The organism is Stutzerimonas stutzeri, from assembly GCF_000590475.1.
GTDB lineage: Bacteria > Pseudomonadota > Gammaproteobacteria > Pseudomonadales > Pseudomonadaceae > Stutzerimonas > Stutzerimonas stutzeri_D.
The window spans coordinates 4,055,087-4,081,333 of record NZ_CP007441.1; the positions used below are offsets into that span (position 1 = coordinate 4,055,087).

The 26,247-nt window shown below is 62.0% G+C and carries 22 protein-coding genes and 1 riboswitch; of the genes, 6 read left to right on the top strand and 16 right to left on the bottom strand.

Going from position 1 to position 26,247, the window contains the following annotated elements:
• Positions 1-39 precede the first annotated feature (39 nt).
• The 9 genes from CH92_RS18495 to nudF all read right to left on the bottom strand — a co-directional run bounded on the left by CH92_RS18495 (position 40) and on the right by nudF (position 9,405).
• On the bottom strand, positions 40-678 hold the full coding sequence (locus tag CH92_RS18495) for a PqiC family protein (protein ID WP_235206169.1): 639 nt from the start codon (positions 676-678) through the stop codon (positions 40-42).
• Between the two features lie 269 nt (positions 679-947).
• Positions 948-3,206: a DNA topoisomerase IV subunit A gene (parC, locus tag CH92_RS18500; RefSeq protein ID WP_025243245.1), complete on the bottom strand. Its 2,259-nt coding sequence runs from the start codon at positions 3,204-3,206 to the stop codon at positions 948-950.
• Positions 3,203-3,730 (bottom strand): retropepsin-like aspartic protease family protein, encoded by a 528-nt coding sequence (locus CH92_RS18505; protein WP_025243246.1) that lies wholly within the window; start codon positions 3,728-3,730, stop codon positions 3,203-3,205. The genes parC and CH92_RS18505 overlap by 4 nt, the downstream gene beginning before the upstream one ends.
• Positions 3,727-4,710: an esterase-like activity of phytase family protein gene (locus tag CH92_RS18510; protein ID WP_025243247.1), complete on the bottom strand. Its 984-nt coding sequence runs from the start codon at positions 4,708-4,710 to the stop codon at positions 3,727-3,729. The genes CH92_RS18505 and CH92_RS18510 overlap by 4 nt, the downstream gene beginning before the upstream one ends.
• Positions 4,707-6,593: a DNA topoisomerase IV subunit B gene (parE, locus tag CH92_RS18515; RefSeq protein ID WP_025243248.1), complete on the bottom strand. Its 1,887-nt coding sequence runs from the start codon at positions 6,591-6,593 to the stop codon at positions 4,707-4,709. Before parE ends, CH92_RS18510 begins: the two co-directional genes overlap by 4 nt.
• A gap of 18 nt (positions 6,594-6,611) precedes the next feature.
• Positions 6,612-7,229 (bottom strand): YqiA/YcfP family alpha/beta fold hydrolase, encoded by a 618-nt coding sequence (locus CH92_RS18520; RefSeq protein ID WP_025243249.1) that lies wholly within the window; start codon positions 7,227-7,229, stop codon positions 6,612-6,614.
• 125 nt (positions 7,230-7,354) lie between these two features.
• Positions 7,355-8,170: a 3',5'-cyclic-AMP phosphodiesterase gene (gene cpdA / locus CH92_RS18525; RefSeq protein WP_025243250.1), complete on the bottom strand. Its 816-nt coding sequence runs from the start codon at positions 8,168-8,170 to the stop codon at positions 7,355-7,357.
• A 174-nt stretch (positions 8,171-8,344) separates the two neighbouring features.
• On the bottom strand, positions 8,345-8,791 hold the full coding sequence (locus tag CH92_RS18530; RefSeq protein WP_025243251.1) for a DUF1249 domain-containing protein: 447 nt from the start codon (positions 8,789-8,791) through the stop codon (positions 8,345-8,347).
• Positions 8,788-9,405, bottom strand: coding sequence for an ADP-ribose diphosphatase (gene nudF, locus CH92_RS18535; protein WP_025243252.1), 618 nt, complete (start codon positions 9,403-9,405; stop codon positions 8,788-8,790). The genes CH92_RS18530 and nudF overlap by 4 nt, the downstream gene beginning before the upstream one ends.
• Positions 9,406-9,630: 225 nt before the next feature.
• On the opposite strand from nudF, the gene CH92_RS18540 reads away from it, so the two are divergent.
• On the top strand, positions 9,631-10,359 hold the full coding sequence (locus CH92_RS18540) for a DUF3298 and DUF4163 domain-containing protein (protein ID WP_025243253.1): 729 nt from the start codon (positions 9,631-9,633) through the stop codon (positions 10,357-10,359).
• On the opposite strand, the gene cytX is transcribed toward CH92_RS18540, so the two are convergent.
• Positions 10,331-11,626 carry a putative hydroxymethylpyrimidine transporter CytX gene (cytX, locus tag CH92_RS18545; RefSeq protein WP_025243254.1) on the bottom strand — a complete coding sequence of 432 codons (1,296 nt, stop codon included), beginning with the start codon at positions 11,624-11,626 and terminating at the stop codon, positions 10,331-10,333. The two genes, CH92_RS18540 and cytX, sit on opposite strands and share 29 nt — an antisense overlap.
• A gap of 334 nt (positions 11,627-11,960) precedes the next feature.
• Entirely contained in the window at positions 11,961-13,841 is a 1,881-nt protein-coding gene (gene thiC, locus CH92_RS18550) for a phosphomethylpyrimidine synthase ThiC (RefSeq protein WP_025243255.1), read from the bottom strand.
• Positions 13,842-13,944: 103 nt separating this feature from the next.
• A riboswitch (TPP riboswitch) is annotated at positions 13,945-14,050 on the bottom strand.
• A gap of 184 nt (positions 14,051-14,234) precedes the next feature.
• On the opposite strand from thiC, the gene CH92_RS18555 reads away from it, so the two are divergent.
• Positions 14,235-15,686: a TolC family outer membrane protein gene (locus CH92_RS18555; protein WP_025243256.1), complete on the top strand. Its 1,452-nt coding sequence runs from the start codon at positions 14,235-14,237 to the stop codon at positions 15,684-15,686.
• 149 nt (positions 15,687-15,835) lie between these two features.
• On the opposite strand, the gene waaA is transcribed toward CH92_RS18555, so the two are convergent.
• Positions 15,836-17,104, bottom strand: a complete 1,269-nt coding sequence (waaA, locus tag CH92_RS18560; RefSeq protein ID WP_025243257.1) for a lipid IV(A) 3-deoxy-D-manno-octulosonic acid transferase — start codon at positions 17,102-17,104, stop codon at positions 15,836-15,838.
• Positions 17,105-17,250: 146 nt separating this feature from the next.
• Between waaA and CH92_RS18565 the strand changes: the two genes are divergently transcribed.
• The 4 genes from CH92_RS18565 to CH92_RS18580 all read left to right on the top strand — a co-directional run bounded on the left by CH92_RS18565 (position 17,251) and on the right by CH92_RS18580 (position 20,562).
• Complete coding sequence (locus CH92_RS18565) at positions 17,251-17,583, top strand: DMT family transporter (RefSeq protein WP_025243258.1); 333 nt, start codon at positions 17,251-17,253, stop codon at positions 17,581-17,583.
• A gap of 67 nt (positions 17,584-17,650) precedes the next feature.
• The gene (locus CH92_RS18570) at positions 17,651-18,826 is read left to right on the top strand and encodes an NAD(P)/FAD-dependent oxidoreductase (protein ID WP_025243259.1); all 1,176 of its coding nucleotides are present in this window, start codon (positions 17,651-17,653) and stop codon (positions 18,824-18,826) included.
• Positions 18,823-19,632 (top strand): aldo/keto reductase, encoded by an 810-nt coding sequence (locus tag CH92_RS18575; RefSeq protein WP_025243260.1) that lies wholly within the window; start codon positions 18,823-18,825, stop codon positions 19,630-19,632. The genes CH92_RS18570 and CH92_RS18575 overlap by 4 nt, the downstream gene beginning before the upstream one ends.
• Before the next feature lie 42 nt (positions 19,633-19,674).
• On the top strand, positions 19,675-20,562 hold the full coding sequence (locus CH92_RS18580) for a hypothetical protein (protein WP_025243261.1): 888 nt from the start codon (positions 19,675-19,677) through the stop codon (positions 20,560-20,562).
• Positions 20,563-20,604: 42 nt separating this feature from the next.
• Here the strand turns inward: CH92_RS18580 and hldE are convergent, their stop codons facing one another.
• From hldE to msbA, 4 genes are all read right to left on the bottom strand, one after another.
• Complete coding sequence (gene hldE / locus CH92_RS18585; RefSeq protein ID WP_025243262.1) at positions 20,605-22,026, bottom strand: bifunctional D-glycero-beta-D-manno-heptose-7-phosphate kinase/D-glycero-beta-D-manno-heptose 1-phosphate adenylyltransferase HldE; 1,422 nt, start codon at positions 22,024-22,026, stop codon at positions 20,605-20,607.
• An 82-nt stretch (positions 22,027-22,108) separates the two neighbouring features.
• Positions 22,109-23,503 (bottom strand): PIG-L deacetylase family protein, encoded by a 1,395-nt coding sequence (locus tag CH92_RS18590; RefSeq protein ID WP_025243263.1) that lies wholly within the window; start codon positions 23,501-23,503, stop codon positions 22,109-22,111.
• Positions 23,504-23,506: 3 nt separating this feature from the next.
• The gene (locus CH92_RS18595; RefSeq protein WP_025243264.1) at positions 23,507-24,403 is read right to left on the bottom strand and encodes a GNAT family N-acetyltransferase; all 897 of its coding nucleotides are present in this window, start codon (positions 24,401-24,403) and stop codon (positions 23,507-23,509) included.
• Positions 24,403-26,220, bottom strand: a complete 1,818-nt coding sequence (gene msbA / locus CH92_RS18600; RefSeq protein ID WP_025243265.1) for a lipid A export permease/ATP-binding protein MsbA — start codon at positions 26,218-26,220, stop codon at positions 24,403-24,405. Before msbA ends, CH92_RS18595 begins: the two co-directional genes overlap by 1 nt.
• Positions 26,221-26,247 lie beyond the last annotated feature (27 nt).

A 26,247-nucleotide genomic window follows, 5' to 3' on the forward strand; every position in this document is an offset into this window, starting at 1 on the left:
CCTCGTGCTGCAATCAGCTTACGCCAACGCTCGTAACCCTCAGAAGCGAAACACTTCCAGATCGGTCCTGATCGGCTCGACCGCGGGGATCGCCGGAGGTAACGCCTCCGACTTGCTCGGAGCCTTGCTGACGTTCTGCTTGGTACGCGTTTTGGCGATGGCCATCGGTTCGATAGCGGATGCCATCATCTCGCTCAGTCGCTGCAACAACAGGCTCTGCGCACGCACCTGATCGGTCGTACTGCCCTGATGCTCTTCCTGCAGCCGAATCAGGCGGCTGCCCTGGCGCTTGCCCTGCTTGTCCAACAGGCGCCATTGAGCTTCCAGCACCGCGGGATGTTGCGGGCCAGAGTCCAATCGGGTGATTTCGAGTTCGATTTGCACGTCAGGGTTGAAGCCTTTGCCGCCGGGGCTCAGCTCGAGGCTCTGGGTCTTCAAGCGCCAAGCCAGCTGGCGCAACAGCAGCTGATTGATATCACCTTGCAGATCGCCCGCCCAGCGAGCCTGCTGGCCATCGGCGGCCAGGCTTCCATCCGGCAGGCGCTGCAGCAGTGCGTCATGCTGTAAATAATCTGCCAGTGTCACGGGGCCCAGCAGTATCGATGCGCCGTTAGCGGATTGCGCGGGCATTTCCGCAGTACCGTTGTCGAGCCGGTACATCGGCACGGGTTGGGTCACGCAGCCAACGAGGCTGGTACAGGCTAGTAGCAAAACAGTTGTGAGGCGCTGCACGTTCGTCTCTACCTTGGTACCGGACCAGGCGACGCGGTAAGCCAGCGGACGTCTGCCCGCTCCGTTACGCCTATCACCTTTGCCGTCGTACCGATTGTCTTGATTCCCGACGCGACAGAGGACTGCAGCAACTACACCGCGATCGGATGAAAATTGGAAGGCCGCTATCTTCCGTGAAACGGCCGCTGGAAGCCAGCCTCTAATGGACTTCCCTCTCAGCTCAGCGCCTCCACCAACAGTGCGTCAACGCGCTGGAAGCCGCGCGGTAGCTTGTTTCCGCGCCGCCCGCGCTCACCCTTGTAGTGTTCCAGATCATCGGCTCGGAGCGACAGGGTGCGCTTACCGGCTTGCAAGACCAGCGTCGCACCTTCAGGTAGCACGGCGAGATCGGTCAGGTATTCTTCACGGCTGGCGACGCGATCGCCTGGGATTCCGATGATCTTGTTGCCCTTGCCCTTGCCCAACTGCGGCAGATCCCGGATCGGGAACACCAGCAGGCGGCCTTCGGTCGTGACGGCTGCCAGCCAGTCCTGATCGCGATTGCTCAACGGCCGCGGGGCCACCACACGCGCACCTGCCGGCAACGACAGCAGCGCCTTGCCGGCCTTGTTCTTGGCCTGCAGGTCTTCGCCCTTGACCACAAAACCGTAGCCCGCATCGGAAGCGATCACATAGAGCGCCTCGTCATCAGGCAGCAGCACGCATTCGAAACTGGCGCCGGGCGGCGGAGCCAATCGTCCGGTCAAGGGCTCACCCTGACCGCGGGCCGAAGGCAGCGAGTGCGCCGCCAGCGAATAGCTGCGACCGCTGGAATCAATGAACACGGCGTACTGATTGGAGCGACCCCCTGCGGCAGCCCGGAAGCCATCACCGGCCTTGTAGGAGAGCCCGGTGGCGTCGATATCGTGGCCCTTGGCGCAGCGCGCCCAGCCCTTCTCGGAGATCACCACGGTGACCGGCTCGGAAGGCAGCAATTCGTTTTCCGAGAGTGCCCGCGCCTCGGCCCGCGCCACGATGGGCGAGCGACGGTCGTCGCCATAGGTCTCGGCGTCGGCAATCAGCTCCTTACGCACCAGCTTCTTCAGCTTGGCTTCGCTGCCCAGCAGCGCCAGCAGCTTTTCCCGCTCCTTGGCCAGCTCGTCCTGCTCGCCGCGGATTTTCATTTCCTCCAGCCGCGCCAGCTGGCGCAGACGGGTGTCGAGGATATAGTCGGCCTGCAGCTCAGACAGCTCGAAACGCGCCATCAAAACCGGCTTGGGCTGGTCCTCGGTGCGAATGATCTGGATCACTTCGTCTAAATTGAGAAAGGCAACCAACAAGCCTTCCAACAGGTGCAGGCGTCTTTCCACTTTGTCCAGGCGGAACTGCAAGCGCCGGCGCACGGTGCCGATACGATAGGTGAGCCATTCGCTGAGCAGCACCTTGAGGTTTTTTACCTGCGGCCGACCGTCGAGGCCGATGACGTTGGTATTGACCCGGTAGCTGGACTCCAGCTCGGTGGTCGCGAACAAGTGCTGCATCAGCTCGTGCGCATCGACCCGATTGGAGCGCGGAATGATGACGATCCGACAAGGGTTTTCGTGGTCCGATTCGTCGCGAAGATCGGCCACCATGGGCAGCTTCTTGGCCTGCATCTGCGAGGCGATCTGCTCCAACACCTTGGAGCCGGACACTTGGTGCGGCAGCGAAGTGACGACGATATCGCCATCCTCGACGCGATACACGGCCCGCATCCGCACCGAGCCCCGGCCGGTCTCGTAGATCTTCAGGAGATCAGCACGTGGCGTGACGATCTCCGCCTCGGTCGGATAGTCCGGGCCCTGCACATGTTCGCAGAGCTGCTCAATCGACGTGCCGGGCTCGTCGAGCAGGCGCACACAGGCAGCGGCGACTTCGCGCAGATTGTGCGGCGGCACGTCGGTGGCCATGCCCACGGCAATACCGGTGGTGCCGTTGAGCAACAGATTGGGCAGACGCGCCGGCAGCGTCGCGGGTTCGTCGAGCGTGCCATCGAAGTTCGGCACCCACTCCACTGTGCCTTGCCCCAGTTCCGACAGCAGCACCTCCGAATAGCGCGACAGGCGGGCTTCGGTATACCGCATGGCGGCGAATGATTTAGGGTCGTCTGGCGCCCCCCAGTTACCCTGACCGTCGACCAGCGTGTAGCGATAGCTGAACGGCTGAGCCATCAGCACCATGGCTTCATAGCAGGCCGAGTCGCCATGGGGGTGGAATTTGCCGAGCACGTCACCAACGGTGCGCGCCGATTTCTTGTGCTTTGAGTCAGCGTTCAGGCCCAGCTCACTCATCGCATAAATGATCCGCCGCTGCACCGGCTTGAGCCCGTCGCCGATATGCGGTAGCGCGCGATCCATGATCACGTACATCGAATAATTGAGGTAAGCCTGCTCAGTGAAGTCGGCAAGGGAGCGACGCTCCACGCCGTCCAGGCTCAGGTCGATAGTTTCGCTCATGGTCGATCCGTGGCGTGTTGGCGCAGCACCAGAGTGCCGGCGCGCTGGGTGAATTCGAGTTGTTTCAAGGCACTCATGCCGAGCAGCACCTCTTCGCCGACAAAGCCTGGCGCGATGAGGGCGGGCACGTTTCGCAGCACGATGTCTCCAAGGACGAGGCTATCGAGCACTGTACGATAGCCGGTCGTCCGACCGTTGGCGGTCTGCAGCGCCACAGGGGCGCCACGGGGCAAAACAATGCGCTCCGCCAGCTCAGCGGGTATCGCCACATCGGTTGCACCGGTGTCCAATAGAAAGGTTACCGACCGGCCATTGATCAGCCCATCAGCAACGAAGTGGCCCTGGAAATTACTTTCCAGGCGCACCTCGATCTGGTCGTCCTGCACCACCGAAATGGGCTCACGGTTGGGATTGAAGCGACTCTGCTCCCAGTCGGCGAAAAACCGCGTGGCCAGCAGTAAACCCGCCCCCCACGCCAGCACCAGCATGACGCGGCCGGCACGGCGGCCGGCAGGCTGGGTCACTGTTTGACACCCCAGCCGCCCTTCGGCGCGGCGAAGCGCCAGACGATCGGCCGTTTTTCACCGTCGGTACGCGTGAGCCCGTTGTTATCGACGCCGATCCAGGCACCCTCCGTGTCTACCCAAAGCGCTTCGGCATTACCGAAGGGCGTGTCATAGCGACGCGAGTCCGCCAGTGCCGTGCCGGCATAGGTCCAGCATGCTTCGCTATCGCCGGTCGCCGGCTTGCGCCGACAGATCTGATGCCGAACGGGCTCCAGGGTGAACAGCTTGTCCCGATGGAAAGCCAGGCCGGAAAAGCGCCGCGGCTGGTCGTTTTCGTTCATCGCCGATGGCGGTGACTCGCGCCCTCCTTCAGCCAGCAATACGCAACCGCCGGTGCATTGCCAGACGCTCTGCTTACGATGCATAACCATCAGACCGCGGCGATTGTGTTCGGCCGCAAGCCACAGCCGATTAGCCTCCGGATCGACAGTGACGCCCTCGAACATAGCGTTGAACTGAAGCAACATCCCGCTCGCGCGCGCCTGGCGGACCAGGCCATCAGGCAGGTTCAGCCATTCCGCCGTACCCGCCGGGCTGACTCGCAGCACTGCCGCGTGCGCTTCGCTGACCAGATAGCGGTTGCCCAGGCTGTCGCAACTCAGCCCCTCGAAGTCCATTTCACCGCCGCGCACCATGCCGGTAATGGCGGCCCGCATGCGCACGCCCCACGACAAACCGGTGTTCGGCACGGGCGGTAAGTCGAACTGCTCGGCTTCGGCTCGCCAGACGGTTTCACTCGCATCGAGGCGGTATAGCCGATCGTCTTCCCGGTCAGAAATGGCCCAAAGCCCGTCTCCGCACCAAGCCAATCCAGAGAGGTTGCCATGGGCGATTCCCTCGACAGGGTGCTCACTGACCAGCGCCAACTCAGGAACGTCGCCAGCGGCCCAAGCCGGTACCGCCAGCGCAACCAACAGCGCGATCCAGCGGCGGTTCAAATCAGCACCTCGGCCAGGTTGCCCTTGGATTCGAGCCAGCTTTTGCGATCACCGGCGCGTTTCTTAGCGAGCAGCATGTCCATCATTTCACGGGTGCCGTCGAAATCATCGAGCGTCAACTGCACCAGCCGGCGAGTGTTGGGATCCATGGTGGTTTCGCGCAACTGCGGCGGATTCATTTCGCCGAGGCCCTTGAATCGAGTGACCTGAGGCTTGCCTCGGCGCTTCTCGGCCAACAGCCGATCCAGGATTCCGTCGCGCTCGGCTTCGTCCAGAGCATAGAAGATGTCCTTGCCCAGATCGATGCGGTACAGCGGCGGCATCGCCACATAGACATGACCGGCATCGACCAGTGGCCGGAAGTGACGAACAAACAACGCACAAAGTAGCGTGGCGATGTGCAGGCCGTCCGAATCGGCGTCAGCGAGGATGCAGATCTTTCCATATCGCAGCTGAGACATATCCGCCGCACCGGGATCCACGCCGATGGCGACCGCGATGTCGTGAACTTCCTGGCTCGCCAGTACCTCGCCGCCATCGACTTCCCATGTATTCAAGATCTTGCCCCGCAACGGCATGATCGCCTGGAATTCCTTGTCCCGGGCCTGCTTGGCCGACCCGCCGGCCGAATCACCCTCGACCAGAAACAACTCCGAGCGCGCCGGATCCTGCCCTGCACAATCGGCCAGTTTGCCGGGCAGCGCCGGGCCCTGGGTGATGCGCTTGCGTTCGACCTTCTTGCTTGCCTTGAGCCGGCGTCCGGCGTTACTGATCGCCAATTCGGCAAGTTGCATACCCAGTTCGGGATGCGCGTTGAGCCACAGGCTGAAGGCATCCTTGACCACACCGGAGACGAACGCCGCCGCCTCCCGGGACGACAGGCGCTCTTTGGTCTGGCCGGAAAACTGCGGCTCCTGCATTTTGGTCGAGAGTACAAAGGCGATCCGCTCCCATACGTCCTCAGGCGCCAGCTTGACGCCGCGCGGTAGCAGATTGCGGAACTCGCAGAATTCGCGCATGGCATCCAGCAAGCCCTGACGCAGGCCGTTGACGTGGGTGCCACCCTGCGCGGTAGGGATCAAGTTGACGTAGCTTTCCTGCACGCTGTCGCCACCCTCGGGCAGCCACAGCAAGGCCCAGTCGACCGCTTCCTTGTTGCCGGCGAGGCTGCCGCAGAAGGGTTCGTCAGGCAGGCGGACGAACTCGTTGACGGCATCCACCAGGTAGGAGCGCAGGCCGTCCTCGTAGTGCCACTCGACCTTTTCACCGGTGCTCTTGTCCTCGAAGCTGACGTTGAGCCCTGGGCACAGCACGGCCTTTGCCTTGAGCACATGCTTGAGTCGGCTGATGGAAAACTTCGGCGAATCGAAATACTTCGGGTCGGCCCAGAAATGCACGCTGGTGCCGGTGTTGCGCTTGCCGACCGAGCCGATGATGTCCAGCTCACTGGCCTTGAAGCCGTCGGCGAAGGCCATGCGGTATTCGTTGCCGTCCCGTTTGACCGTCACCTCGACCCGGGTCGACAAGGCATTCACTACGGAGATGCCAACCCCATGCAGGCCGCCGGAAAATTGATAGTTCTTGTTGGAGAACTTGCCGCCGGCGTGCAGCTTGGTGAGGATCAGCTCAACGCCCGAGACGCCTTCTTCAGGGTGGATATCCACCGGCATGCCCCGGCCGTCGTCGATCACCTGAAGGGAGTTGTCTTGGTGCAGGATCACCTGGACGGCGCTGGCATGACCGGCCAGCGCCTCGTCGACACTGTTGTCTATGACCTCTTGGGCCAGGTGATTGGGCCGCGAGGTGTCGGTGTACATGCCCGGACGCTTGCGCACCGGATCCAGGCCGGAGAGGACTTCAATGGCTTCTGCGGTGTAAGACATGTGCGTCTCGTGATGTCCTTATAAATCGGAAAAATCGACGTCTACGAAAATCGACGGATCAAAGCCGGCAAACGCCAGCAGAGCTGGAAGCCGGTCGGCGAAACCCTGGAAGCCGTGATCGCCACCGGCCTGGATGCGTACCGCGCAACCCCTGTAGAACTCGGCCGCCTGACGGTAGTCGAGGGTTTCGTCGCCCGTCTGCAACCAGACCTGATAGCGCTCGGCGTCCTGCGGTGGCGGCACTTCCAGCTCGGCCAAGGCCACGACGTGATCTTCGGTAAGCTCCCAGACCTCGCCAGTGTAGAGATTGGTCTGCGGTCCGAGATAACCATCGAAGCGACGGTGCGGCGTCACGGCCGGATTGACCAGCAGGGCCTTGAGCCCGTGGCGCTCGGCGAGGTGCGTGGCATAGTATCCGCCGAGCGAGCTGCCGACCAGCACGGGGCGTCCCAACTCGGCGATGGCCGCCTCGAGCTGGGCGATAGCATGCCGCGGATGGTGATGTAACGCGGGCACTTGCAGCCATGCGCTCATGCCGATGCGCGCCAACGCGGCGGTCAACTGGCTGGCCTTTTGGGACCGTGGGGAGCTGTTGAGGCCGTGCATGTAAAGGATGGCGGGTCGGGTAAGTGTCATGCTGGTTCGCTGAGCTGGCAAAAGACGGAAAGGCTACTAGGCGAGCCGCGCTGGCTGCAAGCCGCATGAACCGAGTCGCGCGACCCTGCAATCCAGTTGCGCGCGTTAGCCGAAGCAGCTGACTTTCAATAACCTTTGAGGCTGTAGTCGACTTCGAAAGTCGTGCCGATCACTCGCGAGATCCCTGTTTCGAGCGCCCCGTCGACGTAGAGGCGCAACCAGCGGTACCCCGGCGCACGCGTATCCACCAGGAAATCCTCGCTGCCCGGAGCGAATTGCACGCCCGTCGATGGCGTGGCGAGGAGTCGGACACCACCGCGCAAGGCGTCGAACTCCTGATGAATGTGCCCCCAGAGCACCGCCTGAACACAAGGGAAACGATCAAGCACTGCGAATAGTGCGTCGCGGTTGTGCAGGCCGATGCTGTCCATCCAGCGACTGCCAATGGTGACCGGGTGATGATGCAGACAGACCAGGTGATGACGCTCAGGAGCCTCTTGCAGGGTCCGCTCGAGCAACTCCAACTGATCGTCGCGAAGCATCCCGAATACGGAACCAGGCACCAGCGTATCGAGCAGGATGACCCGCCATGCACCGATGTCCAGAACCGGCAGCATGATTTCGCTGTCACGGGTGGCCTCTCGCATGGCGGCCAGTTCGTCGTGATTGCCAGGGCACCAGCGCACCGGTGCGTCAATACGCTCGGAAAGCTGACGAAAGCGTTGGTAAGAGGCCAGCGAGCCGTCCTGCGAAAGGTCTCCCGTTGCCAGCATCAGGTCGATGCGGGGCTGCTCTTCGAGAACCAGATCGACAACGCGCTGCAAACTTTCGCCCGTATCCAGGCCCAGCAGCTTGCCACCCGCCTCGGCGAACAGATGACTATCGGTCAACTGCACGAGCAGTACCGAGTCTTTTTCAGCAGTGAGGGTCGAAGCAGCCAAGCCCCGTCTCCTTTGGCGAAATGGCAGACGAATTATGGTGGCTGGCGGTCACAGGGGTAAACCACGCGATGCGGGCATGTATCACAGAACGCACTGCAGACGAACCCGGTGCTGGCTGCGCACGAAAGACGGTCATGCTTTTAATGCAGCGAGCGCCTCAATGCGGATCGCCGTTTACAGCACCGGCTCGAGCTCATGACCACACGCCAGGCAATGCCCCAGCCATTCACCCAGGAACAGATTGAGCTGATTCTTTTCGTCAGGCTGATGCATCTGCGCGTTGGGGTAACTATAAATGCCGCGGAAACGCCGGGCATTCTCGGCACTGATGACTTCAGCCATGCGCGCATCGTGATAGACCCGCACGTCCATCTGCGGAACCGGCAACCAGGGCAGGCAATCCTGCTGGCTGATCTGCACGGTGGTGGTATAGGGGCAGCTTTCCACTACCTTTAGCACGAGCACGCCGAGCAGCCGATCACCCTGACTCATGGCAATTCGACGCGTTTCCGGCTGGTTGCGCATATCGGGCAGCAGGCGCATCAGCCGCAGGTAATTCGCCTCGCAGGCCGCCTGCAGCTCCAGCAGGTCGACGCGGTATCGTTCGCGCGTTCGCCTCATGTCCATGCCCCCCTGATTTCGTCGCGATTCAAGGCCAGCCACTGCAACGCGATGATACTCGCGGCGTTATCGATGCCGCCGTCGCGCACCGCTTGCAACGCCCGCTGTACCGACCAGACGTGCACGCGGATGTCCTCACCCTCTTCATCCAGGCCGAACACGCCGCCGGCGTTGGAGCTGTCGCAGTGTCCGACATAAAGATGCACACGCTCGGTGCTGCCGCCCGGCGACGGGAAGTAAGTCGTCACCGGCCACAACTCGGCGACCTCCAGCCCGGCCTCCTCAACCGCTTCGCGACGCGCAACTTCTTCGGGTTGCTCGTCCTTGTCGATCAGACCGGCAACCAGTTCGATCAGCCACGGATTCGCGACTTTTCCTATCGCACCGACTCGGAATTGCTCGATCAACACGACTTCATCCCGGCGCGGGTCGTAAGGCAACACGCAGACCGCGTCGTGACGGACGAACAGCTCACGCTCCAGCTGGCGGCCCATACCACCGCTGAACAGACGATGACGCAACTGTAGGCGATCCAGGCGATAGAAGCCGCTGAAGCACTGCTCTCGCTCAACGATCTCGATATCATTCGGGCCGGGGTTGAAAGTGTCAGTCATGAATCACTCACATATCGGTTTGTCCGCGCCTGCGGCGACGGAAAGGCTGCAACCGTCACGGCGTGAGCGGTCTCTCAGGTGTCATCCTAGCGCGCCGTTTCCTCAGGCGCAGCCCTTTGCAGACCACTCGCATGGGGAAAAATTGCTTGTCGCCCCGTTTACGAACTTCCCAACTCGTTGGCACTCGAAACCGCACCTCAAACCTGCAGGAGCCAAAAAGCCTTGATGCCTGTTCGCCAAACCTTTGCACTGATCGCCCTTAGCCTGTTACTCAGCGCCTGCCAGCACTTTGGCGGAGAGCGGCCCGTCGAGGTTCGACAGATTGTCAGCGAGCAACGCCCCGCCGGCTGCGCTGAACACGACGATGGCTGCCCGCTGGTGAATATCGATACCCAGCTATTCGCCGATGAGCCTGCCCTGAACGCGCTGATCGACCAGCGGCTACGCAAGATGACTGTGAACAGCCCGGATGCGAAGGTGCCAGCCACTCTGGAGGGTTATCAGCGGGATTTTTTGGCCGACGCCGAGCGCGGCTGGAGCAGCTATTTGCAGGCCAAGTTGCGCGACCAGCATGACGCCTTGTTGGTCATTGAGCTGTCGAGTTATCTGTACACCGGTGGCGCCCACGGCATGCCGGGGCGCGGCTTCATCAACTATGACCGTGAGCAGGACCGCGAACTTGAGCTTACCGACGTCCTTCTTCCCGGCAAGGAAGGCGCCTTCTGGCGTGCCGCCGCACAAGCGCATCAGCGCTGGTTGGTAGCGAACCAGCATGACGCCGCGTTTTCCCGCCAGTGGCCGTTCCAGCGGACCGCCAATGTCGCGCTGCTACGCGACAAAGTGCTGCTCAAATATGACGTCTACAGCATCGCACCGTATTCGAGCGGCCATCCTGAACTGGAAATTCCTTACCAGGAACTCGCCGCTATTCTGAAACCGGCGTACCTGCCGTAACCAGACCGAAGCGGCTCAGCAACCATAACAGCCCGCCAGACAAGAACAGTGCCGGCAGGCTGGCGCCGATCTCAGGCCAGGCGCTGGCCAATACATGGTAGGTGACCACGCCACAACCCCAGGCCAACAGTGTCTGCCAGCGAAAGGCCGCGCTGGGCGCCGGCAACAGGCCGCGGCGCCGGAGCAGGAAATGGTCCACCAGCACCACGCCGAACAATGGCGCGAACACCGAGCCGATCAACAGCAGGAAGTTCTGATATTCGGCCAGCGGCGCGAGCCAGGCGATAAAGGTGCAGAACACACCGATGGCCAGCGCCAACCGCTCGACCTTGAAGGGCAGCAATATGCCGACCGACACCGCCGCCGAATGGATATCGGCGAAGGCGTTTTCTGATTCGTCGAGCAGAATCAGCAACAGCGGGATACCCAGCCCGGCCCCGGCCAGCGCCAGCAGCAGCGCGTTGACGTCACCGCTATCGGCAAACGCCAGGGTATAGGCCACGCCCAGACTCATCAGCCAGACGTTGCCAACAAAGAAGCCTAGCACTGTGCCGCCAAAGACGCGACGTGCCGCCTTGCCGAAGCGCGAGTAATCAGCGATTAGCGGCAGCCACGACAGCGGCATGGCGATAGCAATGTCGAAGCCCAGAGCGAAGGGCAGCGAGCCATCACCTTGCCTGCCCCAGAGCGCACCAAGATTGGCTTTGTCGAACAGGTTCCAGGTCAGCCAGACGCACGCACCGAGCAACAGCCAGATCCCCCACTTGCGCAGGATCCGTCGCACGAAGGTCAGCGGACCGGTGATCGCCAGCAGCGTGGCCAGCCCGCCGAAGAACAGCGTCCAGAATGCGGGGCTGATCAGCCAGCTCTGCTCGCCGAACGCACGGGCGGCGAGCAGACTCGCCGCGTCGCGCATGACGATGATTTCGAACGCGCCCCAGCCGACCAGCTGTACCAGATTGAGCAACGCGGGCAATACCGCACCGCGGTCACCCAGCGTGCACTTCAGATTGGCCATCGACGACAAGCCAGTGTCGCTGCCGATCACCGCGACGGCGCCAAGCAACAGCACGCCGACTGCCGTGCCGCTGACAATGGCCAGCAAGGCGCCGCTCATGCCCAGCCCTGGCGCCAGCAAAGCGCCGAGCTGCAGCACCATCAGACCGATACCGAGGGAGAACCACAAGGAAAACAGATCACGCCCGCCGAAGACACGGTGTTCAGCGGCAACGACCTGATGGGGGGAATAACGATTCGGAATGTTCACATTGTTTTCTCGGAGAAGCCGGATGCCCGGCATACAACCATGAGCGCGAGTGTTTCGCCTCACGAACGGAATTAAGCGGCTATTTACTTGCAGCTCCCGACTGGCGACGATCCATTGCAGCAGCCCGGCTGGACTCGATGCGCGGAAAAGGCGTTGCCGTTTTCCACCCTACGGGTCATCCAGTACTAGCCGGCTGGATGGCGGCACCGGTTTCAGCGGCACGCCGCGCACCCCTTCTGGACGTAGGGTGGATCACGCTTCATCGATCCACCAAGCGAAGCCACGGTGATGTAAAAAGCGGCATCCATCCTACTAAGGCGTCGTACTCCGCCCGCTATACCTGCTTGTAGATCACCGACCCCTCATCCTTGAAGCGTGAGGACTGCTCGGCGAAGCCGGCCTCGATGGCCTTCTGCTCGTCGGTCAAGCCGTTCTCCTTGGCGTACTCGCGCACTTCTTGGGTGATCTTCATCGAGCAGAACTTCGGCCCGCACATGGAGCAGAAATGCGCGACCTTGGCCGAGTCCTTTGGCAGGGTTTCATCGTGGTAGCTGCGCGCGGTATCGGGGTCGAGGCCGAGGTTGAACTGGTCTTCCCAGCGGAACTCGAAGCGCGCCTTGCTCAAGGCGTTGTCGCGAATCTGCGCACCCGGATGGCCTTTGGCAAGGTCGGCGGCGTGAGCGGCGATCTTGTAGGTGATGATCCCGGTCTTTACGTCATCCTTGTTCGGCAAGCCCAGGTGTTCCTTGGGCGTGACGTAGCAGAGCATGGCGCAACCGAACCAGCCGATCATCGCCGCACCGATGCCGCTGGTGATGTGGTCGTAGCCCGGCGCGATATCGGTGGTCAGCGGGCCGAGGGTATAGAACGGCGCCTCGTCGCAGCATTCGAGCTGCTTGTCCATGTTTTCCTTGATCAGCTGCATCGGCACGTGGCCGGGGCCCTCGATCATGCATTGCACGTCGTGCTTCCAGGCGATCTTGGTCAGCTCGCCGAGGGTTTCCAGCTCGCCGAACTGCGCGGCATCGTTGGCATCGGCAATGGAGCCCGGGCGCAGGCCATCACCCAGCGAGAAGCTGACATCGTAGGCCTTCATGATTTCGCAGATGTCTTCGAAATGGGTGTAGAGGAAGTTCTCTTTGTGGTGCGCCAGGCACCACTTGGCCATGATCGAGCCGCCACGCGAGACGATGCCAGTAACCCGCTTGGCCGTCAGCGGCACATAGCGCAGCAGCACGCCGGCGTGGATGGTGAAGTAGTCAACGCCCTGCTCGGCCTGCTCGATCAGCGTGTCGCGGAACAGCTCCCAGGTCAGGTCTTCGGCGACGCCGTTGACCTTCTCCAGCGCCTGGTATATCGGCACGGTACCGATCGGCACCGGCGAGTTGCGGATGATCCACTCGCGGGTTTCGTGGATGTGCTTGCCGGTCGACAGGTCCATCACCGTGTCCGAGCCCCAGCGGATGCCCCAGGTCAGCTTGGCGACTTCCTCTTCGATCGAAGAACCCAGCGCCGAGTTACCGATGTTGCCATTGATCTTCACCAGGAAGTTGCGGCCGATGATCATCGGCTCCAGCTCGGTATGGTTGATGTTGGCGGGAATGATCGCCCGGCCGCGGGCGACTTCGTCACGCACGAATTCCGGCGTGATTTCCTTGGGAATGCTGGCGCCGAAGTTTTGCCCGGCGTGCTGCTCGGTGAGCAGGCCCGCCGCGCGCGCTTCCTGCAGCTTCAGGTTTTCGCGAATGGCGACATATTCCATTTCGGGCGTGATGATGCCCTGACGCGCGTAGTGCATCTGGCTGACGTTCTTGCCGGGTTTGGCACGGCGCGGGTTGCGCACATGGGCGAAGCGCATCTTCGTGAGCTCGGCATCCGCCAAGCGCTGTTGGCCGAACTGTGAAGTCAGGCCATCGAGCTGTTCGGTGTCGCCGCGATCGTCGATCCAGGCTGAACGCACGTCACCCAGCCCCTTGCGCACGTCGATGCTCACAGTCGGATCGGTGTAGGGGCCGGAGGTGTCATAGACCAGCACCGGCGCGTTGATCTCGCCACCGAAATCAGTAGGCGTCACATCGAGACTGATCTCGCGCATGGGGACGCGGATATCCGGGCGCGAGCCCTGCACGTAGATTTTCTGCGAACGCGGGAAAGGCTGGATCGACCCTTGGTCGACCTGGGCGGATTCACTGAGGTTTTGTTGTTCTGCACGCATCAGGCTAGCTCCTCGATAGTTGTCGGAGCGAACCTGAAAAACACGGCGGGGAAAGGGCATCGGGGTGCGCCGGGATTGGCGCCGAGAGACTCGCTGGAGAAGGAGGCGAGCACATCTTGTTCCCTACGCAGGCCTTAACCTGATCAGGTTCAACGGGATCCGGATTATCCGATCTCAGCCTTTCACTCAAGGCACCCCGACAAGAACGGGACCGAGTCTAATCAAGAGTTCAGCGGAAAGCCATGCCGAGCGACCGCCGGGTCACTATAGGTCCCGGCATCCGTGTTGCCTGATCAGCGCCATCAAGGTCTTGTACACCTTGCTCAAGCGCCTTGACCGCCCGCATGACGGGGCATAGCCTTGCCCATCATTTCGCTTCAGGGAAAGACGCATATGCTGCGCAGACTCACGTTGGCACTCGCCGCGACCGCCGCCTCGTCGGGGCTGACATGGGCCGAGACAGCACCTCCGCTTTCCGCCCGTACCGACCTGATCAGCGTTTACCAGCAGGCCGTCGAGAACAATGCCGATCTCGCCGCGGCGCGCGCTCAGTACAAAGCGATTCAGGAAGTCGTGCCACAGGCACGTGCCGGCCTGCTTCCGAACCTCAGCGGCGCCGCAGAGATGAGCAACACCCGAACTGACGTCGACACCAGCATGGGTTCACGCTCGCTGAAGCGCAGCGGCACCGTCTACCAGGCTACCCTGAGCCAGCCGATCTTTCGCGCCGACCGCTGGTTCCAGCTGCAGGCGGCTGAGGCCATCAGCGAGCAGGCAGCGCTGGAATACTCGATCGCCGAGCAGGATCTGATCCGCCTGACCGCTCAAGCGTATTTCGCGGTATTGCGCGCTCAAGACAACCTCGCCGCGGCCAAGGCGGAGCAGTCGGCCTTCCAGCGCCAGCTCGATCAGGCCAACGAGCGCTTCGAAGTGGGCCTTTCTGACCGCACCGATGTGCTTGAAGCCCAGGCAGGCTTCGATACCGCAAGAGCCAACCGCCTGCTTGCCCAACGTCAGGTCGACGATTCGTTCCAGGCGCTGTTCACCCTGACCAACCGCGAATACCTGGCGCTGGAAGGCATCGAGCACAGCCTGCCAGTATTGCCTCCGGTGCCCAACGACGCCAGCGCCTGGGTGAATACCGCGACCCAGCAGAACCTCGACCTGCTGGCCAGCAACCAGGCAGTCAATGCTGCCGAGGAAACCTTGCGCCAGCGTCGCTCGGGCCATGCGCCGACACTGGACGCCGTAGCGCGCTATAGCAAGGGAGACAATGACAGCTTGGGCTTCACCAATACGGGTAGCGAAGCCGTCACGGGCATCCCCCGCTACACCGGTGATGTCGAGCAACGCAGCATCGGCCTGCAATTGAACATCCCCCTGTACAGCGGTGGCCTGACGACCTCACTTGGCCGCGAAGCCTTCTACCAGCTGACCCAGACCGAGCAACAGCGTGAAAGCCTGCGCCGCCAGGTAGTCGAGTCCACCCGCAATTTGCATCGAGCAGTAAACACCGATGTCGAACAGGTGCAGGCACGTCGGCAGTCGATCATTTCCAACCAGAGTGCACTGGAAGCTACCGATATCGGCTATCAAGTCGGGACACGTAATATCGTCGATGTACTCGACACTCAGCGCCGCCTGTTCGCCGCAGTGCGCGACTATAACAATGCGCGCTACGACTACATTCTCGACAACCTGCGCTTGAAGCAGGCCGCCGGCACGCTCAACCCGGGCGACCTGGAGGATCTGCAGCGCTATCTGAAAGCCGATTACGATCCGGACACGGACTTCCTGCCGCCCGATCTTTCCGAGAGTATCGGGCGACCGGTGCGCATCGACTAGACAGCACGCAGCGCAAAACCGCCTCTATAACGAGGCGGAGCGAGCTACCTTAGAGAAGTGCCAGCGCTGCAATGGCTGCCTGAGGCAACGCTCACGCAGGCGCGGCGGCAGATAAATTGGCTTCTCCACCTGCGACGTCTTATCGGGCTCTAGCCGAGCAACGCCTTCAGGCCAGCCAGCAAACGATCCAGCGCGCCCTGATTATTCCGCAGTACCGCCAGCCCGGCAGCGCGAGCGCGCTCGGCCTGCTCCGGGTCGCCCCAGAATAGCTTGATCGCGGCGGCCAGTTCGGGGGCGCTGGTGACCTCGCCAAGCGCACCGGCATCACGAAGCTGCGCGGCAATATCGAGAAAATTGAACAGATGCGGCCCGGTCAGGACAGGTTTGCCCAATGCGGCCGGCTCCAGCAGGTTATGTCCGCCTGTAGGCACCAGGCTGCCGCCGACATAGGCGACGTCGGCCAGCGCGTACAAAAACAGCAGCTCGCCCATGGTGTCGCCGAGCATCACTTGCGTCTGCGTCTGTGGAGGTTCATCGCGTGACCGTCGTACGGTGGGGAAACCCTGTTTTCGGCACAGTTCGTATACCGAGCCGAAGCGCTCGGGGTGGCGTGGTACCAAGATCAGCAAGGCACTCGGCTGCTCTTCGACCAGCAGACGGTGCGCCGCCAGCAGTATCTCGTCTTCACCCGTGTGAGTACTCGCGCCGATCCAGACCGGCCTGGTCGCTGCGCCCCATTGTTGGCGAAGTTGCGCCGCACGCTCAGGCAGAGCGGGATCGATGGTCAGATCGAACTTGATCGAGCCGGTCACCTGCACGCTGGCGTCCCGAGCACCAAGTTGCTTGAAGCGCTGGGCCTCCGCCTCGGTTTGTGTCGCAATCAGGCTCAGCTCGGCCAGCATCGGCGCAGTCAACCGGCCAAACCGCGCATAACCACGCGCCGATCGCTCGGAGAGCCTTGCGTTGGCCAGCGCTACCGGAATGCCGCGTCGGGCACATTGATGGATGTGGTTGGGCCACAGCTCGGTTTCCATCACCACGGCCAGCTTCGGCTGCAGCCGATCGAGGAAGCGCGACGCTGCCCACGGCAGGTCGTAGGGCAGATAGCAATGTTGGACGGTATCGCCAAACAGCGCCTTGATGCGCTCGGAGCCGGTCGGCGTCATGCAGGTCACAGTGATCGGCAAGTCCGGGTGGCGCGCCATGAGCGCACGAATCATCGGCGCCGCAGCGATGCTCTCGCCCACCGAGACGGCGTGAACCCAAATGCCACCTGGCTGAAGCTCCGGCAGCCGTAGAGCGAAGCGCTCGCCAATACGCTTGGAATAGGCCGGCGCCCGCCGGGCGCGCCACAGCAGGCGAACCAGTATGAGCGGCAAGGCGAGATGGAACAGCAACGCATAGAGGGCACGATTCATGGGCGCGGAGCTTAGCAAAGGCGCCGGCGCAACGGCCACTGCGCAGCGCGTTGTGAAAATCCGCTACCGTGCGGAGAACTTGCCCACACGGCCGAAGCCGAATTAACCGCGGCGCTCATACGAACTGCACCAACCGGAGATTTTTTATGACTGGCTATATCTACCTCGCCATTGCTATTACCGCTGAGGTGATCGCCACCACGTCCATGAAAGCGCTGGCAGGTTTCAGCCGACCGCTGCCGCTGTTTCTGGTAGTCGTCGGCTACAGCATCTCGTTCTGGATGCTCAGCCTGGTGGTCAAGACCATTCCGGTGGGAATTGCCTACGCCGTCTGGGCCGGTCTCGGTATCGTCCTGGTCAGCATCGCGGCTGCACTGATCTATGGGCAGAAACTCGACATCCCAGCCATGCTCGGCATGGGACTGATCATTGCGGGCGTCGTGGTGATTCAGATGTTTTCCAGCACCACAGGCCACTAGCCGTATGGAATGATGCCGACGGCCAAGCAGTTATACTGCCCGCCTGATTTCACAACGAGGCCCGTCCATGTCCGATTCCCTGAGCACCGACGTCCTAATCGTAGGCGGTGGCGTCGCCGGCCTATGGCTGAATGCGCGCCTGCGCCAGCAAGGGTATTCGACCCTGCTGGTTGAAAAAGGCGTCCTCGGCGGTGGGCAAAGCGTCAAATCGCAGGGGATCATTCACGGCGGTACCAAGTATGCGTTGAGCGGCGCGCTAACCGGCGCGTCGGAAGCCATCGCCGACATGCCACGCCGCTGGCGCGAGGCGTTGGCCGGCGACGGTGAGCTGGACCTCTCCGGTGTTCGGCTGCTCTCCGATGCGCACTACCTATGGTCTCCCGGAACCCTGACCGGCAACCTCACCAGCTTTTTCGCTAGCAAGGCGGTGCGCTCGCGCGTCGGCCAGGTGAAGGGCGACGAACTGCCCCCGGCGCTGCAGGATCCACGCTTCAAAGGTAAAGTCTATCGGCTCAGCGAACTGGTGCTGGACGTACCCAGCCTCATTCAACGCTTGGCGGAGCTGGCCGGCCCCGGCGTGCTGAAAGCCGACCGGATCGAACCGCTCAGAGAAAACGGTGAACTGACCGGGTTGGTCATCGACGGTCGCGCGATCAGCGCGCAGCGCATCGTCCTGACCGCAGGCGCCGGCAATGCCGAGCTGTTGAACGCGCTGGATATCGTCCAACCGTCGATGCAAAAACGCCCGCTCCATATGGTCATCGTCAAAGCGGCCACGCTCAAGCCGCTCTATGCCCATTGTCTCGGGGCCGGCGCCAAGCCGCGGATCACCGTGACCAGTCATCCGGCCGCCGACGGCGAATGGGTCTGGTACCTGGGTGGCGACCTGGCCGAAGCGGGCGGCGTGGCGCGCAACGAAGCGGCTCAGATCGCTGCGGCGAAGAAAGAGCTGGCCGAACTGGTGCCCTGGATCGATCTCTCGTCAGCGCAATGGGCCACGCTGCGCATCGATCGCGCCGAGCCCGCTCAGTCCGCACAAGCACGACCAGACAACGCCTTCCTCGCCGAGCAGGGACGACTGTTGGTCGGCTGGCCGACCAAACTGGCGCTATCGCCGGACTTCGCCGACCGCGTCCAAACTGCACTGACTCGCGACGGCATCCGCCCTCAGCAGCATCTTCCTTTACCCGACTTCCCTCAACCGTCGGTCACGCGCCCCTTTTGGGAGGGGCTGCTGTCATGACAACGACGCTGCACGATCTGCATCGCCCGCTGGGCAGCACCGGTCTGACGGTCTCGCCATTGGGTCTCGGCACCGTCAAACTGGGCCGCGACCAAGGGGTTAAATACCCTAGTGGATTCAGCATCCCGGACGATGCGCAGGCGCGCCACTTGGTCGGACTGGCCCGCGACCTGGGCATCAACCTGATCGACACTGCGCCGGCTTATGGCATTAGCGAGCAACGTCTGGGCGCTCTACTCCAAGGCCAGCGCGATCAGTGGATCATCGTCAGCAAGGTGGGTGAAGAATTCGTCGATGGCCAATCGCATTTTGATTTCTCACCCGCCCATGCCCGTTTATCCGTCGAACGCAGCCTCAAACGGCTGCGGACCGACCGGATTGACCTGGTGCTGGTGCATTCCGATGGGCGAGACGTCGAGATTCTGCGAGACAGCGGCGTTTACGAGACGCTTGCCGAACTCAAGCGCGAGGGCAAAATTCTCGGCTATGGTCTTTCTGGCAAGACTGTCGAAGGCGGCCTGCTGGCACTCGAGCAGGGCGACTGCGCCATGGTGACCTACAACCTCAACGAGCAGGCCGAACGTCCGGTACTCGACTACGCTGCAAGCCACGCCAAGGGCATCCTGGTGAAAAAAGCACTGGCCAGCGGCCACGTCTGCCTGAAATCAGGCGAGGATCCGGTGCGCGCGAGCTTCGAGCTGCTGTTTGCGCATCCGGGGATCGGCGCCGCCATAATTGGCACCATCACCCCGCAACACTTGTCAGATAACGTGCGAACCGCTGCAGCCGTTTTGTCCCAACAATAATAACGACGGCCATACGGCCGCCCCGACGCAAGGAGGAGCCGAATGCCGCGCGTGCTGATCCGCAAGAATCCAACCGCATTCAAGACGCTGCCGCTACTCGTAGAGGCCAGCCCGGAGCATCTCCGTTATCAGAGCCTCGGCCGACCGCTGAACTTCAGCGAAATGCTCGAACGGCGGCGATCCGTCCATATCGACGACCCGGCGAGGTTCTGCCTCCAATTGGCCAATCTCGGCGTATCGGTACGTCTGACGCTCTGCTGGCAGGGTCAGGAGTACTGGGTATTGGTGCGTCAGCAGCGCCTGGACCGCGGTGACGTCGTTCTGAAGCTGATCTCTGGCTATGTACCCGCACATGAACTCAGCCTGCCACTGCTGACCGCCATTCAGGAGGTCGCCGAAGAATGCCTGCTGGAAACCCCGGAAGGCTGGCTCGCCGGCCGCTTCGGCGACATCTGGCTACCTGCGCCCTATCAGGGCAGCTTGCGCTATCGCGAAGCGGTGCATTTCAGCTTGGCGTCGCTGTCCGGCTCGGCCCGACCGGTCCAATGCGGCCAGATGACTCTGATGGAGCGGCCGAGAGCATATGTGCACCTGCCAACCGCATCGCTGCAACTGGTCTATGACATGCGTCTGGAGCTGCCAAAGGAAACCCGGGAATTGAGCTTGTTCCACGTCGATGAGCGCCTCGAGGACGGCAAACTGGTTGCACAGCTCGATCGCAGCCGCCCCGACCTGTATCTGATTCCGCTGCACCAGGGGCGACCGACTGCGGCATTGCTGACCCTGCGCAAGGGCCAGCCGGTGCCGGCGAGCACGCGTGGGTTGTGGTTATCGGAAAGTTTTGCACCGCAACATGAATGGGTCGTGCGGGACGAACGTATCCGCTGGCGCGATTGGATCGATACGACCACCGCCGCAGCGTGTCGATAACAGCCAACGCCGGCTGGCGAGCCCAGCGCTCGCTGGTACCCTTCAGCGGCTGCGTATCTTCTCGACGATTGCGGTGGTCGAGCTGTTTTCCACCAGCCCCAGGACCTTTACGACACCACCGTAGGCAGTGACCAGATCCGCGCCCACAACCTGATCGACGCCGTAATCACCACCCTTGACCAGGATGTCCGGCTTCACCTGCCCCAGCAGGTTTTCCGGCGTGTCCTCTGGAAAGCAAACGACCCAATCCACCGCGCCGAGACCGGCCAGTACCGCCATACGGCGGTCGACCGAATTGATCGGACGCCCGGGCCCTTTCAAACGGCTCACCGAGCCATCGTCGTTGACCGCGACGATCAACCGATCACCCTGAGCCCGGGCCTGCTCCAAATAGGTCACATGACCGGCATGCAGAATGTCGAAACAACCGTTAGTGAAGACGATCTTCTCGCCTTCGGCGCGGGCATCCTCGATAGCGGTGAGCAATTGCTCAAGCGTCATCACGCCCCTTTCGGAGCCTTCCTCACGCTGTACGGCACGACGCAATTCGGGAGCGCTGATGCATGCGGTACCCAGCTTGCCGACAACGATACCAGCGGCGAGATTGGCCAGCGCCACGGATTGCGGCAATTCCTCACCGGCTGCGATTGCCGCGGCTAATGTGGATATCACGGTATCGCCAGCACCGGTGACGTCGAATACTTCCCGCGCGCGGGCCGGCAGGTGAAGCGGTGAATGCTGCGGGCGCAACAGAGTCATGCCGTGCTCGCCACGCGTCACCAGCAACGCCCCCAGCTCCAGGTCATGCATCAACTCGGCGCCCTTGGTCACCAGCTCGGCCTCATCAGCGCAATGCCCGACGATGGCCTCGAACTCACCGAGATTCGGTGTTATCACAGAGGCGCCACGGTAGATCTCGAAATTCTTGCCCTTAGGATCGGCCAACACCGGAATGCCACGCCGGCGCGCGGCCTGAATCAGCGCCTGGTGATTGCGTAATGCCCCTTTGCCGTAATCCGAGAGAACCAGGACTTTCACGCCATCCAGCAAGCCATCGACTTGCGTCAATAAAGCAGCCGGATCGGTATCGAAGGGCTCCTCGAAATCCATCCGCAACAGCTGCTGGTGACGGCTCATCACGCGCAACTTGATGATCGTCGGCTGGTGCTCGATGGACTGGAAATGCGCCTTGACGCCAGCCGCAGCCAAACTGTCCGCCAGGCTTTGCTGCGCCTCGTCCACCCCCGTCACGCCGACCAGTGCTGCAGGAGCACCCAGCGCGGCGATGTTCAACGCGACGTTCGCCGCGCCACCCGGCCGATCCTCCACCTGATCGACCCGAACGACCGGCACCGGCGCTTCCGGAGATATCCGCGAAGTGCCGCCATGCCAATAACGATCGAGCATGACATCACCCACCACCAGAACGGAGGCTTGGTCGAATCGGGGCATGGATAGTTTCATTGGGGCTCCGGTGAAGAAGAAAAAAGCGGCGGTGATCATACCACGCGTGCGCAAACCGCCGGCCCAGGCCACCAGCGAGGCGTTATAGCTTACGCACCCAGAATAGCTCGTGTCGGCGCACCGCCTTGCGGAAGAACTCATCATTGCCAGTGCGCGGCCAACGCCGGCCGGCAAGGAGGGCCTGGATAAAACGGCGCAGGCGCTTTTTCAGCGGCAGCGGCGCTTGCAGATCGTGCTGCATGGCCATGGCCATAGCCTTGTTCAGCCGCATATCTGCGGCCAGCGTCGGGCTCCAAAGATGATCGGCCGGAAGCGGCTCGATGGCGGGAGGCAACGCCACGCCGCCGTCAGCCGGACCCATCGGCCAACGGTCGTTATCGTGCAGATGGTTGGCATAGAGCAGGAGCGTTTCTGGTAGCCAGTCACCCTCGTCCATCGCCTGACAGATTGCGCGCGTGGCAGCAACGTGATCGGAATGCGGATCGAGTTCAGGATGCGGCGTGACCACAACTTCGGGGCGAAAATGCGTCAACAGCGCGCGCAGGTCGGCCTGCAGGTTGTCCCAGCTCGGCACGCCATCCACATCTGCCGGCAGCGTCAGAGGGTTGTGCTGACGTACGCTGCGGATGTCCTGCTCGCCCGACTCTCGTGAGCCAAACGCGCGTTCCGGCTCCTCCGCCATGGCCGGCAGTTGCAGGCAGTAATAGCCGAGCTGCACGCAACGCGATTGCGGCACGCCGCCCCAGAGGGGTATCGCAAGGCTATCCCAGCTGCGCAGGCGGCCTTTCAATCGGGCCGCAGCAGCCTGATCCAAACCCAGTCGTTGAAAGTTCTTTGCCTCGATCTCGCCCTGAGTCAGCGTCACGATGGCGACGTCGCTTGCTCGGCTGTACAAGCCGAAGGCTGCCAGTTCGGCATCGTCAGCATGGGGTGCAATGATCAAGATCCGGCGCTCGGCGTAGTCCGGATTGCGCATCGCGTAGAGCGTCGCATCGTTCGATAGCCGGCAGAAACGCCCTCGAACGTTCAGTCTGCCTTGGACGAGCAGCTCGTGCTGACCGGAAAGGTTGAGGTAACGCCTACCCGCAGCGCCGCGCTCGAAATCCTGACGGTCCTCACCGATCCATACCTGTGGGTCGCGCAAGCGCCCTAGCCAGCTGGCCTTCATATTGATCTCGAGAGTCAGCGTATCTGCAGCCCCGAAGTCGTCCGCCAGCACCAGACGGCCGTTCTCGATGCGCACCGGATAGCGCTTAGCATCTTCGGGAAAGGCGTAGCGGTAGTCGTCCTGCGGCCGGTAGAACAGATGATCGGCGAACCATGCCTCATGGGCGATCCAGCCGAGAACCACCAGCAGCGGTATCAGCCACCAGCTAACTAGCGCGCCAATCAGCAACAGAACAACGAGCGCGACGAGCAGCGCGATGCGCTTATGCTTACGGTGACGTTTAAGCAGATGCTGCTTGCGTGCACTCATGGCTCACACCTGGTAGACCGGAACGCGGTTGCACCAGCGGTCCTTGTACTCACGGTCCGCACGGCCGAAGGAGTAGCGCAGCGGCTTGCCAAGCGCCCGGGCATCGGCCCAGGCTGCCTGAGTATTGACGAAGCTGAGGACGCTGCCGGGGCTGAAGACGCGCTGCTGCGGATCGACACCGCCGTTGATGTACTCGATCGACACCCACTTCGGCGCTTCGACCCGGTAAAGCACCTGGACGGCGATGGGCTGCTCGTCGAGTAGGACCACCGAGCCGGCCATGAACTCACGCAGCAGCGTGAAGACCTCTTGCAGATGCCCCTTACCAGGCGCTTCGAAATTCCAACGGCGCTGGAACAGGTCGGCATACATTGCGGCCTGCTCACCCGGCGAGAAATCCTGCATCGGACATAATCCGCCGCCGGCCTCCTCCAACAGGCGCAGTTCGCGGCGCTGGTTGTAGCGGAATTTCTTCGAATACTCCTCAGGCTCACGCGCCAGCGCCAAGCCCTCCGGCTGCTCGCGCAACGTGCTGATCGCAGCAGCATTCAGCTCGGACACGTAGCGCATGCGCTGACAGACCGGCACGCGGGCCTGTCCGGCGACCGGTAGAATGATCTCGGCGTTGCCCAGATCGAACAGGCCGCGCTTGCCGGTCTTCTTCAGCACATCCTTGGAAAGCGCCAGGTGCCGCCCCCAACAGGGGACTGCCGCAATCAGCTCGCCTGCCTGTTCGCAGCCCAGGTAGCGCACCGGAATATCGGCGAGGCCGGCCAGCCGCTCGACCACTGTTGGATGGGTGGCCACGCTGCCGCCGTAGCGATGCCAGACCTCGGCATACGTCGACGCGTCAATGGTGCGCCAGCCACGCTCGCGCCAGCTCTGCAGGAACTGCAACATCAGGATTCCTGCTCTTCAGGCACTTCATCCTTAAACTGAGTTGCGTGGAGCCTGGCGTAGGCGCCGTTCGTGGCCAGCAGCTCGGCGTGGGTACCTCGCTCGACGATGCGGCCCTGCTCCATCACCAGAATCTGGTCGGCCTTCTCGATCGTACTCAAGCGGTGCGCGATGACCAGCGTGGTTCGGCCATGCATGACATGATCCAGCGCGCCCTGGATATGCCGCTCGGACTCGGTATCCAGCGCCGATGTGGCTTCGTCCAGAATCAGCACTGGTGAGTTTTTCAACAATGCACGAGCGATCGCCAGGCGTTGACGCTGTCCGCCGGACAGCAGCACGCCGTTTTCGCCGACCATGGTCTGATAGCCCTCCGGCATCTGCTCGATGAACTCATCGGCGTACGCATCGCGGGCCGCACGGCGTATGTCGTCCAGCGGTGCGCCAGCCAGATCGCCGTAAGCGATGTTATTGGCCACCGTATCGTTGAACAGCGTCACCTGCTGAGTTACCAGCGCGATGTGCCGACGCAGGTTGCGCAACGTGTAGGACTCGACATCCGCACCGTCGAGCAGTATTTGGCCTGCCTCATGGTGATAGAAGCGGGGGATCAGATTCGCCAGCGTGGATTTGCCGCTGCCTGAGCGCCCAACCAACGCGACCATCTGCCCCGGCTCGATGGTAAAGCTAATGTCGTGTAGCACGCGCTTGTCGGTACCTGGATAAACGAAATCGAGGTTACGCACTTCGAGATGCCCGCTGACGGCTTTGCGCTCAAGCGTGCCCCGATCGACTTCTGGCTCCTCGTCGAGCTGCTCGAAGATACTTTCCGCACCGGCCACGCCCTTCTGGATGGTCGAGCTGACTTCCGAGAGCTGACGTATCGGTTTGGGCAGCAACCCAGCCAGCGTGATGTAGGCGACCAGATCGCCAGCAGACGCATCGCCGCGCAACAACAACACCAGGAACATAAGCACCGCCATGGCACTGTAGATGACCAGCTGCAGGCTCGGCGTGTAAACGGCGTTAGTCTTGACCATGCGCAGCTGCTTGGCGGTATTCTCCGAGCTCGCCGCCAGGAAGCGCTCCCGCTCGTAGGGCTCGCCACCGAAGCTACGTACCACGCGGTAGCCCTGAATGGTTTCCGACGCCACATGGGTTACGTCGCCCATCGCGAGCTGGATCTTCTTGCTTTGCTTGCGGAATTTCTTGCTGGCGCTAGACACCATGAAACCGATCACTGGCAGTATCGCCAGCATCACCAGCGTGAGCTTCCAGTTCATCCACAGCAGCGTGGCGAACAGGAAAATCACGGTCATGCCCTCGCGCACCACGACCTTGATCGCATCGGTCGCCGCGCCGGTGACCATGGTCACGTTGTATGTGATCCGCGAGATCAGATGCCCGGAGTTGTGACTGTCAAAATAGCGATTGGGGAGTGACAGCATGTTGTTGAACAGCGCCAGCCGCAGGTCATGCACCAGTCCGAGCGAAACCTTTGCAAGAAAAAAATTGCCGAGGAACGACCCGATGCCCTGCATGAGCGCGATGAAGATGATCAGCAGCGGGACGGCCTGCAATAGCTTGAGCTCGGCGAGCCAACTGTGCTCCTGCAAGTAGGGGACCTGGCCAAAGAAACTGGCCTCGGGGTTGTTCAGCCCATCGACGAAAAACTTGAGCATGTAGCCCAGCATCGGCTGGGTCGAAGCGAAAATCAGAAAGCCGGCAAGGCTGACCGCGAACAGCCCCCAGTAGGGAAGCACGTAGCGCAGCAATCGCAGATACACAGTGAGACTGGATTGCTGAGTAGAATTGGCCATTCGGCAAGCCCCATACGACTGGCTAGA